The following is a 17744-nucleotide window of genomic DNA, read 5'->3' as shown; positions in this document are numbered from 1 at the left end:
GTCATCACGGCGCTCGTCATCCCGCTGTCCATGCTCTTCACCTTCACCGGCATGGTGAGCCAGCGCATCAGCGCCAACCTCATGAGCCTGGGGGCGCTGGACTTCGGGATCATCGTGGACGGGGCGGTGGTGATCGTGGAGAACTGCGTGCGGCGCCTGGCGCACGCGCAGGCCCACCACGGACGCGCCCTCACCCTGCGCGAGCGGCTGCACGAGGTCTTTGCCGCGGCGCAGGAGGCGCGGCGGCCGCTGCTGTACGGGCAGCTGATCATCATGATCGTGTACCTGCCCATCTTCGCCCTGTCCGGCGTGGAGGGGCGCATGTTCCACCCCATGGCCTTCACGGTCGTGATCGCGCTGTTGGGCGCGATGCTGCTGTCGGTCACCTTCGTCCCGGCGGCGGTGGCCCTGTTCATAGGCCGCCGCGTGGCCGAGAAGGAGAACGTGCTGATGGCCGCGGCCCGGCGCGCCTACGCGCCGCTGCTGGAGCGCGCCATGGCCGCGCGGCCGGTGGTGGTGACGTTCGCGGTGGTGGCGGTGGTGCTCTCGGGGCTGCTGTCCACGCGGCTGGGCAGCGAGTTCGTGCCCAGCCTCAACGAGGGCGACTTCGCGCTGCAGGCGCTGCGCATTCCGGGCACCAGCCTCACGCAGTCGGTGGCCATGCAGCAGCAGCTCGAACGCACGCTCAAGGAGAGCTTCCCCGAGATCGAGCGCGTGTTCGCGCGCACCGGCACGGCCGAGATCGCGGCGGACCCCATGCCGCCCAACATCTCCGACGCCTACGTGATGCTCAAGCCGGAGGACCAGTGGCCCGCGCCGCGGCGCACGCGCGAGCAGCTCATCGCCGCCGTGCAGGCGGCGGTGCAAAAGCTGCCCGGGCAGAACTACGAGCTCTCGCAGCCCATCCAGTTGCGCTTCAACGAGCTCATCTCCGGCGTGCGCGCCGACGTGGCGGTGAAGGTGTTCGGCGACGACATGGCGCAGCTCGAAGCGGCGGCCGAGCGCATTGCCGGCGTGCTGCGGCGCCTGCCCGGTGCCGCGGAGGTCAACATCGAGCAGACCACGGGGCTGCCCATGCTCACCGTGGCCATAGACCGCGACAAGGCCGCGCGCTACGGCCTGAACATCGCCGACGTGCAGGACACCGTGGCCACCGCCACCGGCGGGCGCGAGGCCGGCACGCTGTTCGAGGGCGACCGGCGCTTTGGCATCCTGGTGCGGCTGCCGGAGGCGCTGCGCGCAGACCTGGACGCCATAGGCCGGCTGCCCATCGCGCTGCCCCGCACCACGCAGGCCGAGCGGCCGAGCTTCATCCCGCTGTCCGAGGTGGCCTCGCTGCAGATGGCGCCCGGCCTGAGCCAGGTCAGCCGCGAGGACGGCAAGCGCCGCGTGGTGGTCAGCGCCAACGTGCGCGGGCGCGACCTGGGCTCCTTCGTGGCCGAGGCCCGGCAGGCGGTGGAGCAGCAGGTGCAGCTGCCCCCCGGCTACTGGACGACCCTGGGCGGGCAGTTCGAGAACCTGCAGTCCGCGGCCAGCCGGCTGCGCATCGTCGTGCCGCTGGCGCTGGCGCTGGTGTTCACGCTGCTGTTCGCGATGTTCGGCAACCTCAGGGACGGGCTGCTGGTGTTCACCGGCATCCCGTTCGCGCTCACCGGCGGCATCGTGGCGCTGTGGCTGCGCGGCATTCCGCTGTCGATCTCGGCGGCGGTGGGCTTCATTGCGCTCTCCGGCGTGGCGGTGCTCAACGGGCTGGTGATGCTGAGCTTCATCCGCGGCCTGCGCGAGGGCGGCCTGGGCGTGGACGAGGCGCTGCGCGAAGGGGCGCTGACGCGGCTGCGCCCGGTGCTGATGACGGCGCTGGTGGCCTCGCTGGGCTTCGTGCCCATGGCACTGGCCACCGGCACCGGCGCCGAGGTGCAGCGCCCGCTGGCCACGGTGGTCATCGGCGGCATCCTGTCGTCCACGGCGCTCACGCTGCTGGTGCTGCCGGTGCTCTACCGCATCGCCTACCGGCGCGAGGCCGATGATCCGGACGAGCGGGACGAGCGTGGCGAACGGCACGCCGGCCTGGGCCACGGCGCCGGCGCCGCGAGCGCCTTGCCTTGAGCCGGCCCCTGGCGGCGTGTGTGCCTTGGGCCGGCGCGCCGTCAGCGGCAGTAGCGCTGCAGCACGCCCTGGAGCTGGGCGCGCTGGAAGGGCTTGACCAGCACGTCGTCCATGCCGGCCTCGACGCAGCGGCGCCGGTCTTCGGCCAGCGCGCTGGCGGTGAGCGCCACGATGGGGGTGCGCGCCCAGCCGCGCGCGGCCTCCAGGCTGCGGATGCGGCGCGTGGCGTCCAGGCCGTCCATCTCCGGCATGTGCATGTCCATCAGCACCACGGCGGGCCGGTCCTGGTCGTAGGCCTGCACGGCCTGCACGCCGTTGACGGCCTGGCGCACGCGCACGTTGAGCGCCTGCAGGATGGCGCAGGCCAGGTGCATGTTGACCTCGTTGTCCTCGGCCACCAGCACGCGGCAGCCCGCCAGGGCCGCGGCCGCGGTCGCGTCCGTGGCGGGCGCAGGGGCGGCCTGCGGCTGCGGCGCCTGGGCCGGCGGCAGCTTCAGCTCGAACCAGAACTCCGTGCCGCGGCCCGGCTCGCTTTGCACGTCCAGCTCGCCGCCGTGCAGCCGCACCAGGCTGCTGACGATGGCCAGGCCGAGCCCCGTGCCGCCAAAGCGCCGCGTGGTGGAGCTGTCGGCCTGCATGAAGGGCTCGAAGATGCGCCGGCGGTCGGCGGCGCTCAGGCCTATGCCGGTGTCGCGCACGGCCATGCGCCAGCGCCCGCCCTCCAGCGCGGTGAGCCGCAGCGCCACGCTGCCCACGGCCGTGAACTTCACGGCGTTGGACAGCAGGTTGTTGAGGATCTGGCTCAGCCGCAGCGGGTCGCCCAGCACCCAGGCCGGCGCGTCGCCCGCGTGCAGCTCCAGCCACAGGGCCAGCCCCTTGGCCTGGGCCTTGGGCTCGAACAGCGCCACCGCGTCGCGGGCGAGCTGCACGAGGTCCAGGGGCAGTTGCTCCAGCTCCAGGCGGCCGGCCTCGATGCGGGAGAAGTCCAGCAGGTCGTCGATCACGCCCAGCAGGAGCTGGCCTGAGCGCTCGATGAGGCGGGCCTGCTCGTGCTGCCCGGCGGGCAGCGGGGCCTCCAGCAGCCGCTGCGCCATGCCCAGCATGCCGTGCAGCGGCGTGCGTATCTCGTGGCTCATGTTGGCCAGGAAGGCGCTCTTGGCCTGGCTGGCCGCCTCGGCGCGCGACTGCGCCTCCAGCAGTTGGGCGGTGCGCTCCTCGACCATCGCCTCCAGGTGGTGCCTGTGGCGGTGGAGCTCGATCTCGGCCTGCATGAGCTTGGTCACGTCCATGCCCACGCCTTCCCAGACGATGCGCCCGTCGTCGCGCTTGAGCGGCGAGGAGCGCGCATGCAGCCAGACCTTGCGCCCACAGGGCAGGACGAACTGCACCGTGCCCGCATACACGCTCATGTCACGGGCGCTGCGGGCCTCGTCGCGCCGGTACTGCGCCAGCGAGGCGGGCTCGGCCAGCGCGAACAGCGCCTTCGCGTCGGCCATGAGCGTTTCGGCGCTGAGCCCGAAAATGCCGGCGACCCCGGCGCTGATGTAGTTGAAGCGCGGCTGGCCGCCGACGGCCTCGAACTGGTAGACGAAGCCTTCGGGCACGTTGTCGCCGATGGAGCGCAGTTGCGCCTCGCGCTCGCGCAGCCGCGCCTCGCCCAGGCGGTACTCGTGCTCTATGCGCTGGGAGTTCATGCTCACCAGCGTCAGCGTGACCAGTTGCACGCTCAGGATCTGCGCCATGGCGTAGAAGCTGCCGAAGCCCTTGAGAGCCTCGAAAGCGGTGTCGGCGGCCGGCGAGCCCAGCTCGTGGACGATGCGCACCGCGTTGAGCACGGCCAGGATAGACATCCAGATCGCCAGCAGCACGTCGTTGGAGCCGAAATGCGCCGGCCGGTGCCGCAGCGTGACGGCCACCGTCGCCACGCTCAACGCGGCGGCAAAGGTGCAGTAGATGGCGATGCGCGCGGCCAGGTCCGCCGGGTCCAGGCTGTAGTAGCTGAACACCGGCAGGAACAGCAGCAGGCACAGCAGCTCCAGCCAGGCGCCCACGCGGCGGCCGCGGAAGATGAGCATGCCGCGCAGGATGAGCAGGTAGCCCGCGAGCAGCATGCCGTTGCGCAGCACCCGAAGGCCCCAGCTCTGCGGCAGCACGTCGGGAACGAGCAGGGCCGCGCCCAGCGCGAGGCAGGCCACGCCGGCCGTCCAGAAGCCGAAGCCGGGATAGGTCTTGCGCGTGCGCAACACCACGAGCATGACCAGGGCCGCCGCGCAGGACAGCAGCGCATTGGTGGTCAGCAGCATCGATGTATCCATGTCCGGCAAGGCATTGCGACGGTGCGGGCGGGCTGCGCCCTGGCGCACCGCTTCAGCGGAGGTCAACGCCAGGCGTGCCTGGCCAGCATGCCGCCGCCCTGTTGTTGGCGAGGGCGTGCAGCCGTCGTTCCCGCTGCAGCGCCGCCCGTGCGTTCACGCAAGAAGCCATGTCCCTGCTATGCGGCGCAGTGTTCACGAAATCGAACCGCGCGGCGGCGGCGCGGCCAGGAAATTCAAGCTTTGCTGACAGTTGCAGCACGGTCCAGCGATGCCGTGGGCGGCAAGCCCTGGCCCATCGGCACGGCCGGGGAAACCGGCGGCGGGCGCTATTGCATACACATCTCACCCCGGGACTCTTTACGGACACGGGGAACAGATACCAACGTGCTGTTCGCCACGGCACAGCCCGCTGGCGATGCCAAGTCATGGCGGGTTTCGGCCCCGTGCGCATGGAGGTTGAGCGATGAAACTGCTGTTGTCTGTGAGTCTCCTTTTCGCGGCGCCGGCAGCCCTGGCCGCCATCACGGCCAGTGCAACGGTCAACCATTTGCGCTACGAGCTGACCGACCTGGACCCCAACGACGGCATCGCGCCCTCGCTGCAGCTCGGCTTGGCCAAAAGTCCGAATTCCGAGCTGGCCGTCAGCGTCTTTTCGAGAAAGAACTATTTCTCCGACGTCGCGGACATCAACCAGTATCTGGGCTCATGGAGCGTGGAAACGGTCCGCCCCGGCGCTTCCATTCAGGGCTTGCTGGATTTCAATGAAGTCGATTCCACGATGCACGTCAGCGGCCGGGTGGATGATCCGGCGCGCGACCAGATCGCCTTTGCCGGCACGTCGTTCCCGCGATTCGGCTACACGCTGTCCCCGAAAACCGCCGTCACATGGAGCGCGGATTACGAGTTGCGGACATTTGCCGATATTTCCACCACCGCCTCCAACGAGGAGCGGGGCCTGGTGCTCATGTACGGCACCGGGACGCCGGTGGTCAGGCTGGATGTCTTTGCGAACCCGATTTTCGGCACCAATTTTCTGGAGCAGAAAGGGCGCATCGAATATTCATTTTCAAACGAGAACTCGATTGCCCGAGATTTCGACAACGGGCTGATCATCATTGCGGAAGGGGGCATATTGCCCAGCGTGCCCGAGCCGCAATCATGGTTGATGATGCTGGCCGGGTTCGGTGCGCTGGGCGTCGTGGCGCGGCGACGTCGCACGTGCGCGAAGTGAATCCGCCGACAAATTTAAATACCAGCTTAATTTTCGGGGAACCGGCTTTCACAAGGTTCCCCGTGATTCAAAGCATTTGCGGGGCGGCGGCCAAGCTGGTAGCCGCGCGGCGCAGCGCGAAATTTCAAACCTTGGGAAGCGGTGACCGCCGCGTTTCGGCCGCAAGCTGCGGCGTGTCGTGCGTTCCAAGCCGCGTGCTCCACCAGTCGGCGTTGCGAATGCCCAGTTTCGCGGGCTTGAACACCGGCTCCACGCCGGCGCGCTTTTGCGCCTCGTAGTCGCGCAGGCACAGCAGCGCGGGCTTTTGCAGGATGAGGATGGCCACGATGTTGAGCCAGGCCATCAGGCCGACGCCCAGGTCGCCCAGGTCCCAGGCCACGCCGGCGGAGCGCACCGCGCCGTAGGTCACCGACGCCAGCATCGCGGCCTTGAGCACCAGGCTCAGCCAGGGCCGGTGCACGCGGCGGTTGATGTAGGCGACGTTCGTCTCGGCGATGTAGTAGTAGGCCACGATGGTGGTGAAGGCGAAGAACATCAGTGCCAGCGCAACGAAGCTGGCGCCGAAGCCGGGCATCACCGACTCCACAGCGGCCTGCGTGTAGCCTGGACCCGTTTCCATGCCGGGCAGATGCCGCACCAGGAAGCCGCCGCCGGGCGCCTGCACGTTGTAGCGCCCCGTCACCAGGATCATGAAGGCGGTGGCGCTGCACACGAACAGCGTGTCCACGTACACCGAGAAGGCCTGCACGTAACCCTGCTGCGCCGGGTGCTTGACCTCCGCCGCCGCGGCCGCGTGCGCGCCGCTGCCCTGGCCGGCCTCGTTGGAATACACCCCGCGCTTGACGCCCCACTCCACCGCCAGGCCCAGCACCGCGCCGAAGCCCGCCTCCAGCCCAAACGCGCTTTTGAGGATGAGCCCCACCATGGCCGGCACCTGGCCGATGTGGAGCAGCACGATCACCACGGCCACCAGGATGTAGGCCAGCGCCATGAAGGGCACCACGATCTCGGCAAAGCCCGCGATGCGCTTGACGCCGCCGAAGATGATGAAGCCCAACGCCACCACGATCACCGCGGCGCTCACCGACGGCGCCACGCCCCAGGCGTTGTTCACGCCCGCGGCGATGCTGTTGGCCTGCACGCCCGGCAGCAGCAGCCCCATGGCGATGATGGTGGCCACGGCGAAGATCCAGGCGTACCAGCGCTGGCCCATGGCCTTCTCGATGTAGAAGGCCGGCCCGCCGCGGTACTGGCCGCGGTCGTCCACCTCCTTGTAGATCTGCGCCAGCGTGCACTCCACGTAGGAGGTGGAGGCGCCCAGGAAGGCCATCATCCACATCCAGAAGATGGCGCCGGGCCCGCCGAAGGTGATGGCCGTGGCCACGCCGGCAATGTTGCCCGTGCCCACGCGCCCCGACAGCGACATCGCCAGTGCCTGGAACGAGGACACGCCGGCGTCCGACGCCTTGCCGCGGAACATCAGCCGCAGCATCTCCGCGATGCCGCGCACCTGCATGAAGCGCGTGCGTATGGAGAAGTACAGGCCCACGGCCAGGCACAGGTAAATCAGCGCCCGGCTCCAGACCAAGCCATTGAGCATGGCAACGAATTCCGCCATGGCGAACTCCCGCAGCAAATGAGCGCCAGGGCGGAGCAAATTTCTGGCCCGTCAGGCCATGCCATGTGCGACATGCCGCCCAAGTTCAACTTGCACAACCCAAGGCGGGAAATGCGTCCTGCAGTTTCAGCGTCTGGCCGGCGTTGAGCCCGTCGTAGCCCGGCAGCGCGGCCAGTTCCTGCCTGAAGGCCGGGTGGCGCAGCACGTCCAGCACCTGCTGCAGCACCGGCGTGGCCAGCAAGGCCGTGCGGCACAGCAGGAAGTAGCGCTCGCTGGCCAGCGGCACGAAGTCGAGCTTGAACTGGCGCGCCGGCGTTTCCACGCCGAAGCCCACGTCGGCCATGCCGCTGGCTACGTAGGCGGCCACGGCCGCGTGGGTGTACTCGCCATGCTCGAAGCCGGCGATGGTGCCGGCCGGGATGCCGCCGGCCCGCAGCAGCGCCTCCAGCAGCAGCCGCGTGCCTGAGCCGGCCTGGCGGTTGATGAAGCGAACGTCCTCGCGCTGCAGGTCGGCCAGCGCGAACACCTCCTTGGGGTTGCCCGCGCGCACCATCAGGCCCTGGCGCCGGGTGGCGATGTCGATGACGGTCAGCTCCTCGCCCGCGAGCCACTGCGCGTAATGCGCCAGCACCGTGTCCTGCATGGGCCCTATGGGCAGGTGAAAGCCCGCCACGTCGCACTCGCCGTCGTGCACGGCGGCGGCGGCCGTGGCGCAGTTGCCGTAGGTCAGCTCCGAGCGCAGCCCGTCCTGGCGCAGCCGCTGCACCAGGCGCTCGATGGCAAAGCCGTGGCTGGCATGCAGGCGCAGCAGCGGGGCCGATTCGCGCAGGGCGCGGCCCAGCTCGGCCGCCAGCTCCGAGGCCAGCGAGTCCAGCGAGGGCTTGAGCCTGGCGTGGATGCGGTGGTCGGCCCAAACGATCTTCTCGCCCAGCTCGGTCAGCGTGGAGCCCTTGCCGCGCTCCATGTGCAGCAGCGGCGCGCCGAACTGCGCCTCGCCCTGGCGCACCAGGTCCCAGGCGTGGCGGTAGGACAGGCCCAGCCGCTTGGCGGCCATGAGCAGGCTGCCCTGGCCGTGCACCTGCACCAGCAGCTCGATGAGCCGCATGGACAGCGCAGCGCCGTCGGCATCCTGGATCGTCCAGGCAGGACGTATTGCAATGTCTTTCATAAGGGTCCGTGCTTAGGAGGTGCAGCTCCGGTGCATAGGGCGTCACATCTCATATTGCGAGCGTAACCAAGAGCCTGGAGCATGCGCCCCGTAACGACGATTTGGACGCGCCATGCCCCTTGGGACATGCGCGTGACGGCCGCCCGGCAGCGGCGGTGCTTGCAAACCACGGCGGCTCATGACCACACCCACTTCCCAGGACTCGGCCGACAGGTCGCGCATCGATGCCTTGATCAACCATCACCGGCAGCAGCCGGGCGCGTTGCTGCCGCTGCTGCACGCGGTGCAGGACGCGCTGGGCTTCATCCCGCAGGAGGCCGTGCCGCGCATCGCCGCGGCGCTGAACCTCTCGCGCGCCGAGGTGCACGGCGTGATCACCTACTACCACCACTTCCGCAGCAAGCCGGCGGGGCGCCACGTCGTCCAGATCTGCCGTGCCGAAGCGTGCCAGGCCTGCGGCGCCGACGCGCTGCTGGCGCAGGCCGAGCAACTGCTGGGCTGCAAGGCGCACGAGACGCGCGCGGACGGCGCCGTCACGCTGGAGCCGGTGTACTGCCTGGGCCTGTGCGCGTCGTCGCCCGCGATGCAGCTCAACGAGCGGCCCTATGCGCGCGTGACGCCGCAGCAGCTGCAGCGCCTGGCGCAGTCGCTGGGAGTGTCGGCATGAGCCCGGTGAAAGTCTTCGTCCCGCGCGACACCGCCGCGCTGGCCGCGGGCGCCGACGAGGTGGCCGCCGCGCTGCGCGCCGAGTGCGAACGCCGCGGCCTGGCCGTGGAGATCGTGCGCAACGGCTCGCGCGGGCTGTTCTGGCTGGAGCCGCTGGTGGAGGTGCTCACGCCCGCCGGCCGCGTGGCCTACGGCCCGGTGGCCGAGGAGGACGTGGCGGGGCTGCTCGACGCCGGGCTGCTGCAAGGCGGCGCCCACGCGCTGGGCCATGGCCTCACGGAAGCGATGCCCTACCTCGCGCGCCAGGAGCGGCTGACCTTCGCGCGCATGGGCGTGACCGACCCGCTGTCGCTGCAGGACTACGCCGCGCATGGCGGCTGGGACGGCCTGCGCCGCGCGCTGGAGTTGGACGCCGCGGCCATCGTCCAGGAAGTGCTCGACGCCGGGCTGCGCGGCCGCGGCGGCGCGGCCTTCCCGGCCGGCATCAAGTGGCGCACCGTGCTGCAGGCCGAGGCCGCGCAGAAGTACGTGGTCTGCAACGCCGACGAGGGCGACTCCGGCACCTTCTCCGACCGCATGACCCTGGAGGGCGACCCCTACATGCTCATCGAGGGCATGGCCATCGCCGCGCTGGCCGTGGGCGCCAGCCGCGGCTACCTCTACATCCGCTCGGAGTACCCGCAGGCGGTGGCGACGATAGGCGAGGCCATCGCGCGGGCCACGCAGGCCGGCTTCCTGGGCGACAACCTCCTGGGCAGCGGCCGCGCCTTCCACCTGGAGCTGCGCAAGGCCGCGGGCGCCTACGTGTGCGGCGAGGAAACCGCGATGCTGGAGAGCATCGAGGGCAAGCGCGGCATCGTGCGCAGCAAGCCGCCGCTGCCGGCCATCGAGGGCCTCTTTGGCATGCCCACGGTCATCAACAACGTCATCACGCTGGCCAGCGTGCCGCTCATCCTGGCCCGCGGCGCGGGCTTCTACCGCGACTACGGCCTGGGCCGCTCGCGCGGCACGCTGCCCTTCCAGCTGGCCGGCAACGTCAAGCACGGCGGGCTGGTGGAGAAGGCCTTCGGCCTCACGCTGCGCGAGCTGATCTTCGATTTCGGCGGCGGCACGCGCAGCGGCCGGCCGGTGAAGGCGGTGCAGGTGGGCGGCCCGCTGGGCGCCTACGTCCCCGAGTCGCAATGGGACGTGCCTCTGGACTACGAGGCCTATGCCGCCCTGGGCGCCGTGGTGGGCCATGGCGGCATCGTGGTGCACGACGACACGGCCGACATGGCGCGCCTGGCGCGCTACGCCATGGAGTTCTGCGCCCTGGAGAGCTGCGGCAAGTGCACGCCCTGCCGCATAGGCAGCACGCGCGGCGTGGAGGTGATGGACCGCATCGCCACCGGCCCCAACCGGCCGCAGCAGGTCCACCTGCTGCGCGAGCTGTGCGACACCATGCTGCACGGCAGCCTGTGCGCCATGGGCGGCATGACCCCCTACCCCGTGCTCTCCGCCCTGAACCACTACCCCGAGGACTTCGGCGCCCAGGCGCCGGCCCGGCAAGCCGCTTGAAGGAGGCCGCGCATGCTGCACCACCACCCCATCGACATCGACCACGGCACACCGGCCAGCGGCTCCAGCGAGTCGGTCCAGCTCGTCATCGACGGGCGCGAAGTCCGCGTGCCCAAGGGCACTTCGCTCATGCGCGCCGCCGTGGACGCCGGCATCCAGGTACCCAAGCTGTGCGCCACCGACAGCCTGGAGCCCTTCGGCTCCTGCCGGCTGTGCCTGGTGGAAATCGACGGGCGCCGGGGCTTCCCGGCCTCGTGCACCACGCCGGCCGAAGCCGGCATGGTGGTGCGCACCCAGAGCCCCAAGCTGCAGTCGCTGCGCCAGGGCGTGATGGAGCTCTACATCAGCGACCACCCGCTGGACTGCCTGACCTGCAGCGCCAACGGCGACTGCGAGCTGCAGGACATGGCCGGCGTCACCGGGCTGCGCAGCGTGCGCTACGGCACGTCTGGCCAGTGCGTGGACGGCGTGACCGGGCGCCACCACGGCGGCTCGGCCAAGGACGAGTCCAACCCCTATTTCACCTACGACCCGGCCAAGTGCATCGTCTGCAACCGTTGCGTGCGCGCCTGTGAGGAGACACAAGGCACCTTCGCGCTGACCATCTCCGGCCGCGGCTTCGAGAGCCGCGTCTCGCCGGGCCAGGACCAGGCTTTCATGGACAGCGACTGCGTGAGCTGCGGCGCCTGCGTGCAGGCCTGCCCAACGGCCACGCTGCAGGAGAAGAGCGTGATCGCGCTGGGCCAGGCCGAGCACAGCGTCATCACCACCTGCGCCTATTGCGGCGTGGGCTGCGCCTTCAAGGCCGAGATGAAGGGCAACACGGTCGTGCGCATGGTGCCGTGGAAGGACGGCAAGGCCAACGAGGGCCATGCCTGCGTCAAGGGCCGCTTCGCCTGGGGCTACGCCACGCACAAGGACCGCATCACCAAGCCCATGGTCCGCGCGCGCATCACCGACCCGTGGCGCGAGGTGAGCTGGGACGATGCCATTGCCTATGCCGCATCGGAGTTCAAGCGCATCCAGGCCCGGCACGGGCGCGACGCGGTGGGCGGCATCACCTCCAGCCGCTGCACCAACGAGGAGGCCTACCTTGTGCAAAAGCTCATCCGCGCGGCCTTCGGCAACAACAACGTGGACACCTGTGCCCGCGTGTGCCACTCGCCCACGGGCTACGGGCTGGGCCAGGCCTTCGGCACCTCGGCCGGCACGCAGACGTTCAAGTCCGTCGAGCAGGCCGACGTGATCCTGGTCATAGGCGCCAACCCGTCGGACGCGCACCCGGTGTTCGCCTCGCGCATGAAGCGGCGGCTGCGCCAGGGCGCCCAATTGATCGTGGCCGATCCGCGGCAAACGGAGCTGGTCGCGTCGCCGCACGTCAAGGCCGCCCACCACCTGGCGCTCAGGCCCGGCACCAACGTGGCCCTCATCAACGCCCTGGCGCACGTGGTGGTCACGGAAGGGCTCACCAACGAGGCCTTCGTGGCCGAGCGCTGCGAGCTGAAGAGCTTCCAGCAGTGGCGCGATTTCGTGTCGCTGCCGGAGCATGCGCCTGAAGCCGTGGAAGCCGTCACCGGCGTGCCGGCCGCTGAGCTGCGCGCCGCGGCGCGGCTGTACGCGCAGGGCCCCAACTCGGCCATCTACTACGGCCTGGGCGTGACCGAGCACGCGCAGGGCTCGACCATGGTCATGGGCATCGCCAACCTGGCCATGGCCTGCGGCATGGTGGGCCGCGAGGGCGTGGGCGTGAACCCGCTGCGCGGCCAGAACAACGTGCAGGGCTCCTGCGACATGGGCAGCTTCCCGCACGAGCTGCCGGGCTACCGCCACGTGGCCGACACCACGGTGCGCGCCGAGTTCGAGGCCGCCTGGGGCGTGGAGCTCAGCCCGGAGCCGGGCCTGCGCATCCCCAACATGTTCGACGCGGCCATGGCCGGCAGCTTCAAGGGCCTGTACGTGCAGGGCGAGGACATCGCGCAGTCCGACCCCAACACGCAGCATGTCTCGGCCGCGCTGGAAGCCATGGAATGCATCGTGGTGCAGGACATCTTCCTCAACGAGACGGCCAAGTTCGCGCACGTGCTGCTGCCGGGCAGTTCCTTCCTGGAAAAGGACGGCACCTTCACCAACGCCGAGCGCCGCATCTCGCGCGTGCGCCAGGTAATGCCGCCGCTGGCGGGCCTGGCCGACTGGCAAGTGACGGTCAAGCTGGCCAACGCGCTGGGCTACCCCATGCACTACGACCATCCCGAGCAGGTGATGCAGGAGATCGCGGCGCTCACGCCCAGCTTCCGCGGCGTGAGCTACGGGAAGATCGAGCGCCTGGGCAGCGTGCAGTGGCCCTGCAACGAGGGCACGGACGAGGCCGGCACCGCCACCATGCATGTCGAGGGCTTCGTGCGCGGGCGCGGGCGCTTCTTCAACACCCGCTACGTGCCCACCGACGAGAAGGTCACGCGCAAGTTCCCGCTGCTGCTGACCACGGGGCGCATCCTGTCGCAGTACAACGTCGGCGCCCAAACCCGTCGCACGGCCAACAACCAGTGGCACGACGAGGACCGGCTGGACATCCACCCGCATGACGCGCAGGAGCGCGGCATACGCGACGGCGACTGGGTGGGCATCACCAGCCGCGCCGGGCAGACGGTGCAGCGCGCCCGCGTCACCGACCGCATGCAGCCCGGCGTGGTGTGGACCACCTTCCACTTCCCCGAGTCCGGCGCCAACGTCATCACCACCGACAGCTCCGACTGGGCCACCAACTGCCCCGAGTACAAGGTGACCGCCGTGCAGGTCAGCAAGGTGATGCAGCCCTCGGCCTGGCAGCAGGACTACGCCGCGTTCAACCGCGAGCAGCTCGCGCTGCTGGAGCAGGCACGCCCGCCGGCAACGGCGGTGGGCCAGTGAAGCCCGTGGACGCGCCGCTGCCCAGCGCGGGCGCGCGGCCGGCCCGCGTGGTGGCGCGCCGCGGCGGCCAGGTGCATGCGCAGGACGACTGGCTGGCCGAGGAAGTGCCCGTGGCCCTGGTCTTCAACGGCATCTCGCACGCCGTGATGCTGGCTAGCCCCGCGGACCTGGAGGACTTCGCGCTGGGCTTCGCCTTCACCGAGGGTTTCCTCCGCCACCCCGGCGAGCTGTACGGCGTGGAGGCGCTGGCGGTGCCCGACGGCCTGGAGCTGCGGCTGGAGGTGTCCTCGGCCTGCGCGTGGCGGCTGCGCGAGCGCCGGCGCACGCTGGCCGGGCGCACCGGCTGCGGGCTGTGCGGTACCGACAGCCTGGGCCAGGTGCGCCAGCCGCTGCCGCGGCTGCAGCCCACCGCCGTGGACCCCTCGGCCGTGGCACGCGCCCAGCGCCGGTTGCGCGCGCACCAAGCCCTGCAGCAGCTCACCGGGGCCACGCATGCGGCGGCCTGGTGCAGCCCGCAAGGCCAGGTGCTGCTGGCGCGCGAGGACGTGGGCCGCCACAACGCGCTGGACAAGCTCACGGGCGCGCTGCTGCGCCAGGGCGTGGACACGGCCGGCGGCTTCATCGCCATCACCAGCCGCGCCAGCTTCGAGATGGTGCAGAAATGCGCCCGCGCCGGGGTGTCGGCACTGGCCGCGGTGTCCGCGCCCACGGCGCTGGCCGTGGAGACGGCCCGGGGCTGCGGGCTGCTGCTCATGGGCTTCGTGCGCGGCGACGACCTCGTGGCCTACACCTTTGACGAGCGGCTGGCACTGCCCGGCCGCGCACCCGCCGCCTGAGCGCGGACAGGAAGACACATGGACATCACGAACCTCGTGCGCATGGCCAACCGCATTGGCGACTTCTTCGAGGCCATGGCCGACCGGGACGAGGCCGTCGAAGGCGTCGCTCAACACCTGGACAAGTTCTGGGAGCCCCGCATGCGCCGGCTGCTTCAAAAGCACGTGGCGCAGGGGGATGCCGACGACCTGCACCCGCTGGTGGCGCTGGCCGTGCGCCGGCGGGCCGACGCGCTGCAGTGATCCGGCCGCCATGGCGGCCGGCCCGGGGATGGCAGTCTGGCCTTGCCCGCGGCGTCAGCGCTGCGCGCAAATGACGTGCGCCTGGATCTTGCCGTCCACCGGCCCGTCGCCGAATTGCCGCGCCAGGGCTTGGGCGCAACGTGCCGTGGCGGCAGCCAGGGGCGCGCCAACGCGGGCCTCGATCTCGGCGCGCAGCGGCGTGCCTTGGCAATACGCGAAGGCCGCCTCCCAGGCCGACCCGGCACGGCTGCGCTGCGTGACGGTTTGCACCCGTGGCGCCGCGAAACCCGCGTCGCGCAGGTCGCGCTCGATCACCGCGACGTCGAAGCAGCCGTGCGGCAGCCGCCGCAGGAACTGCGGCGGGTCCTCGGGGAAGACGGTGGCCAGCGCGTCCATGACCACGCATGCGAACTCGTTGTCCTCCAGCCGGTCCCAGACGCTGAAGATGAATGAGCCACCGGGCCGTAGCACGCGGCGGGCTTCGGCATAGGCGCCCACCTTGTCCGGAAAGAACATCGCGCCGAACTGGCAGGCGACCACGTCGAAGCTGCCGTCGTCGAACGGCAGGCTTTGGGCGTCGGCCTGGCGCCACTGCACGGGCACCGCCATGGGGACGGCGCGGGCCGCGTCCAGCATGGGTTGGTTCAGGTCCGTGGCGACCAGCGCCGCTCCGGGCAGCGCCTGCGCCATGGCCCGGGTGAGGACGCCCGTGCCGGCCGCGGTCTCCAGCACCCTTGCGGGCTGCAGGGCGGCCACGCGGCGCGCCAGGTCTTGCGCGCAGCTTTCGAAAATCAGCGGCACGAGGCAGCGGTCGTAGACCTGGGGAATGGCGCCGGCGAACAGCCGGTCGGTGGCGGATGCGTCCATCGCGGACCTCCTGCGAGGCGGGAAGCCATCGTAGCCATCCCGGGGCCTCGGAACCTGTCAAGCCGCCTGCAGCGCCCGCTTTGGCGATTCAGGCGGTGCCGGCGCCTGGCGGCGCATAACTCCACTTCGGCGTCACCAGCACCCCCAACACCGACGCCACGACCAAGGCGCAGGCCAGGTACAAGAATCCGGGCGCCGCGCCAAAGCGCTGCGGATACATCGCCAGCGCCGCCCCCAGGCCCGCCGCGTTGCCGCCCAGCACCAATATGGCCGTGGCGATGTCCCGGAAGCGCCGCGCCTGGTTGGCGCCGCGCGACCAGCGCGGGTCGGTGTTGTAGCTGGGCAATTGGCGGTGCGCGTCTTCCAACTGTTCCAGCACGGAGAGAAAACTGCGCAGGTTGGAAATGGCGCGCTCGGCCATGTAATTCAGGAACGCCAGGCACAGCGAGGCGACGGGAAATCCGAAGATCAGCCACTCCACCGGCGGCTCACGGCTGCCGGGCGTGGGCCGCAATGCCACCAGCACCGCCAGCAGGCTGACCACCAGGCTCACATACAAAGCCAGCGCCTGCTGGCGCTGCGTGATGCGGGCATTGACCTCCTGGTTGGCGGCAATGAAGCGGTAGTTGGCATCGACAAAGGCCTTGCTCATCGGTCAAGCGGAAAGGATTTTCAAAAAACAAAACAAATCAAACCCGCAATATACTAGCGAACCGCTTGCGCCGACAGCGCCGATAACGCACAAACCAAGCTTAAAACTCTACCGCCTGGTTAGCAGCCAGGGCGCCGCAAAACTTGCATTTGGGCGCATCCCTGGAAATCAATTCGGAGCAGTGCGGGCACCGCATGAGGTTGGCCGGAATATTTTCCTCGCTGTTCATGTTTTTCATCATCAACAACAAAGGCAGGGCGGCCAGCGGCGACAAAGCCAGGGAGGCAAAAGTCCAGCCGACGGCGCTTCGCCCGCGGTGCTTTGCCAGCAGCGCCATCAATAAAGCGCAAACCACCCAGGAAACCAATAATGCGAATTGAATTTCCATTTTTTCCTCACCAATTCAGGATTTTGCAAATTCATTCCCATGAAAACAGCCAACTGCTTATCCAATTTCGGCAGGAGAGAATGATGTTATTTATTTTTTTCCAGCCTGACAACGAAATCTTCACGAGAATGTGACGCGCTCGGCCATCTTGATATATCGCAAGCCGGCGCCGTGCCGGCATCCGCGTGTCCAGCGGCTTCAGCGTTGCCTTGGGCCGCTTCAAATCCTCGGCGCCGCGCCCGGCGGCCGACAATCCCGCCCATGAAAGACAACAGGCTGCTGGAGATGCGGGTGTTCCGGGCCGTTGCCGAGGCCGGTGGCTTCACGGCCGCGGCGCTGACGCTGGGTGTGAGCCAGCCCTTCGTGAGCCAGACGCTCAATGCCCTGGAGCGCCGCCTGGGGGTGCAACTGCTGCACCGCTCCACGCGCACGCAGCGCCTCACGGCCGAGGGCGAGGCCTACCTGGCCGCCTGCCGCCGCGTGATGGAGGAGATCGACCTGGCCGAGTCCACCGTGGCGTCGCCGGAGCCCGCGGGCGAGCTGCGCGTGACGGTGCCGCGGGCCTTCGGCAGCGACCAGATCGTCCCGCGCCTGCCCGGCTTCATGGCCGCGTATCCGGCCATCTCGGTGCAGCTGCAACTGTCGGACACGGTGACGAACCTGCTGGAGGAGAACTTCGACGTCGCCATACGCATGGGGCGGCTGCAGGACTCCTCCCTCATGAGCCGGCGGCTGTGCGCCCTGCAGCGCATCGTCGTGGCCTCGCCCGCCTACGTGGCGCGCCACGGCCCGCCCGTCACGCCGCAGGGCCTGGAGCGCCACAACTGCCTGATGTGGCTGCCCCCGGCCGAGCACCTCAACCGCTGGCCTTTCATGATCCAGGGCCAGCGCCAGGAGCTGGCCGTCAAGGGCAGCTTTCGCAGCAGCGACGGCACGGCCCTCTTCCAGATGTGCGTGGCCGGCATGGGCGTGATGCGCCTGGCCGAGCACCTGGCCGTGCCCGCCCTGCGCGGCGGCCAACTGCAGCCCCTGCTGGCCGACTACCAGGCGGCCGACGACACGGCCATACACGCCGTGTTCCTGGCCGAGCGGCGCCTGGTGCCGCGCATACGCGCCTTCGTCGACCACTTCACCAGCGCGTTCGCCACACCCCCCTGGGCTGCCTAGAGGGCGGCACCGTCCGGCGGCTG

Annotated in this window: 14 protein-coding genes; 8 read left to right on the top strand and 6 right to left on the bottom strand. The window is 69.8% G+C overall.

Annotated features, from left to right (window positions below; translation table 11 throughout):
* Positions 1-2106, top strand: a 2106-nt coding sequence (locus ALA01S_RS10260) for an efflux RND transporter permease subunit (RefSeq protein WP_157118880.1), incomplete at its 5' end; no start/stop codon positions are given.
* A 41-nt stretch (positions 2107-2147) separates the two neighbouring features.
* On the opposite strand, the gene ALA01S_RS10255 is transcribed toward ALA01S_RS10260, so the two are convergent.
* Positions 2148-4409 (bottom strand): ATP-binding protein, encoded by a 2262-nt coding sequence (locus tag ALA01S_RS10255; protein WP_238455755.1) that lies wholly within the window; start codon positions 4407-4409, stop codon positions 2148-2150.
* A gap of 475 nt (positions 4410-4884) precedes the next feature.
* On the opposite strand from ALA01S_RS10255, the gene ALA01S_RS10250 reads away from it, so the two are divergent.
* Positions 4885-5652 (top strand): PEPxxWA-CTERM sorting domain-containing protein, encoded by a 768-nt coding sequence (locus ALA01S_RS10250; RefSeq protein ID WP_066335565.1) that lies wholly within the window; start codon positions 4885-4887, stop codon positions 5650-5652.
* A 124-nt stretch (positions 5653-5776) separates the two neighbouring features.
* On the opposite strand, the gene ALA01S_RS10245 is transcribed toward ALA01S_RS10250, so the two are convergent.
* Both ALA01S_RS10245 and ALA01S_RS10240 read right to left on the bottom strand, forming a co-directional pair.
* Positions 5777-7270 carry an alanine/glycine:cation symporter family protein gene (locus ALA01S_RS10245; protein ID WP_084267408.1) on the bottom strand — a complete coding sequence of 498 codons (1494 nt, stop codon included), beginning with the start codon at positions 7268-7270 and terminating at the stop codon, positions 5777-5779.
* A gap of 85 nt (positions 7271-7355) precedes the next feature.
* Positions 7356-8438 carry a substrate-binding domain-containing protein gene (locus tag ALA01S_RS10240; RefSeq protein WP_066335562.1) on the bottom strand — a complete coding sequence of 361 codons (1083 nt, stop codon included), beginning with the start codon at positions 8436-8438 and terminating at the stop codon, positions 7356-7358.
* 178 nt (positions 8439-8616) lie between these two features.
* On the opposite strand from ALA01S_RS10240, the gene ALA01S_RS10235 reads away from it, so the two are divergent.
* The 5 genes from ALA01S_RS10235 to ALA01S_RS10215 are packed head-to-tail and all read left to right on the top strand — an operon-like array spanning position 8617 to position 14647.
* Positions 8617-9105 (top strand): formate dehydrogenase subunit gamma, encoded by a 489-nt coding sequence (locus tag ALA01S_RS10235; protein ID WP_066335560.1) that lies wholly within the window; start codon positions 8617-8619, stop codon positions 9103-9105.
* A complete protein-coding gene (locus ALA01S_RS10230; protein ID WP_066335555.1) occupies positions 9102-10661 on the top strand; it encodes a formate dehydrogenase beta subunit in 1560 nt (519 codons plus the stop codon). The genes ALA01S_RS10235 and ALA01S_RS10230 overlap by 4 nt, the downstream gene beginning before the upstream one ends.
* A 12-nt stretch (positions 10662-10673) precedes the next feature.
* Positions 10674-13568, top strand: coding sequence for a formate dehydrogenase subunit alpha (fdhF, locus tag ALA01S_RS10225; RefSeq protein WP_066335553.1), 2895 nt, complete (start codon positions 10674-10676; stop codon positions 13566-13568).
* Positions 13565-14404 carry a formate dehydrogenase accessory sulfurtransferase FdhD gene (fdhD, locus tag ALA01S_RS10220; protein WP_066335551.1) on the top strand — a complete coding sequence of 280 codons (840 nt, stop codon included), beginning with the start codon at positions 13565-13567 and terminating at the stop codon, positions 14402-14404. Before fdhF ends, fdhD begins: the two co-directional genes overlap by 4 nt.
* An 18-nt stretch (positions 14405-14422) precedes the next feature.
* Complete coding sequence (locus tag ALA01S_RS10215; RefSeq protein WP_066335549.1) at positions 14423-14647, top strand: formate dehydrogenase subunit delta; 225 nt, start codon at positions 14423-14425, stop codon at positions 14645-14647.
* Positions 14648-14701: 54 nt separating this feature from the next.
* On the opposite strand, the gene ALA01S_RS10210 is transcribed toward ALA01S_RS10215, so the two are convergent.
* The 3 genes from ALA01S_RS10210 to ALA01S_RS10200 all read right to left on the bottom strand — a co-directional run bounded on the left by ALA01S_RS10210 (position 14702) and on the right by ALA01S_RS10200 (position 16554).
* Positions 14702-15514, bottom strand: coding sequence for a class I SAM-dependent methyltransferase (locus ALA01S_RS10210; RefSeq protein WP_066335547.1), 813 nt, complete (start codon positions 15512-15514; stop codon positions 14702-14704).
* An 88-nt stretch (positions 15515-15602) separates the two neighbouring features.
* The gene (locus ALA01S_RS10205; RefSeq protein ID WP_066335544.1) at positions 15603-16166 is read right to left on the bottom strand and encodes a hypothetical protein; all 564 of its coding nucleotides are present in this window, start codon (positions 16164-16166) and stop codon (positions 15603-15605) included.
* A 100-nt stretch (positions 16167-16266) separates the two neighbouring features.
* A complete protein-coding gene (locus ALA01S_RS10200) occupies positions 16267-16554 on the bottom strand; it encodes a zinc ribbon domain-containing protein (RefSeq protein WP_157118879.1) in 288 nt (95 codons plus the stop codon).
* A 261-nt stretch (positions 16555-16815) separates the two neighbouring features.
* Between ALA01S_RS10200 and ALA01S_RS10195 the strand changes: the two genes are divergently transcribed.
* Positions 16816-17721, top strand: coding sequence for a LysR family transcriptional regulator (locus ALA01S_RS10195; protein ID WP_066335540.1), 906 nt, complete (start codon positions 16816-16818; stop codon positions 17719-17721).
* The last annotated feature ends 23 nt before the right edge of the window (positions 17722-17744 follow it).

It is taken from the genome of Azohydromonas lata NBRC 102462, assembly GCF_001571085.1.
GTDB lineage: Bacteria > Pseudomonadota > Gammaproteobacteria > Burkholderiales > Burkholderiaceae_C > Azohydromonas > Azohydromonas lata.
Note: the sequence above shows the minus strand (reverse complement) of the source record. Positions and strands in the feature narration are given on the sequence as shown.

Bases quoted from the DNA above. Each gene is read 5' to 3' on its own strand.
- fdhF (WP_066335553.1), top strand. From the start codon at position 10,674: ATGCTGCACCACCACCCCATCGACATCGACCACGGCACACCGGCCAGC.
- ALA01S_RS10250 (WP_066335565.1), top strand. From the start codon at position 4,885: ATGAAACTGCTGTTGTCTGTGAGTCTCCTTTTCGCGGCGCCGGCAGCC.
- ALA01S_RS10235 (WP_066335560.1), top strand. From the start codon at position 8,617: ATGACCACACCCACTTCCCAGGACTCGGCCGACAGGTCGCGCATCGAT.
- ALA01S_RS10245 (WP_084267408.1), bottom strand. From the start codon at position 7,270: ATGGCGGAATTCGTTGCCATGCTCAATGGCTTGGTCTGGAGCCGGGCG.
- ALA01S_RS10240 (WP_066335562.1), bottom strand. From the start codon at position 8,438: ATGAAAGACATTGCAATACGTCCTGCCTGGACGATCCAGGATGCCGAC.
- ALA01S_RS10205 (WP_066335544.1), bottom strand. From the start codon at position 16,166: ATGAGCAAGGCCTTTGTCGATGCCAACTACCGCTTCATTGCCGCCAAC.
- ALA01S_RS10200 (WP_157118879.1), bottom strand. From the start codon at position 16,554: ATGGAAATTCAATTCGCATTATTGGTTTCCTGGGTGGTTTGCGCTTTA.
- ALA01S_RS10255 (WP_238455755.1), bottom strand. From the start codon at position 4,409: ATGCTGCTGACCACCAATGCGCTGCTGTCCTGCGCGGCGGCCCTGGTC.
- ALA01S_RS10210 (WP_066335547.1), bottom strand. From the start codon at position 15,514: ATGGACGCATCCGCCACCGACCGGCTGTTCGCCGGCGCCATTCCCCAG.
- ALA01S_RS10230 (WP_066335555.1), top strand. From the start codon at position 9,102: ATGAGCCCGGTGAAAGTCTTCGTCCCGCGCGACACCGCCGCGCTGGCC.
- ALA01S_RS10215 (WP_066335549.1), top strand. From the start codon at position 14,423: ATGGACATCACGAACCTCGTGCGCATGGCCAACCGCATTGGCGACTTC.
- ALA01S_RS10195 (WP_066335540.1), top strand. From the start codon at position 16,816: ATGAAAGACAACAGGCTGCTGGAGATGCGGGTGTTCCGGGCCGTTGCC.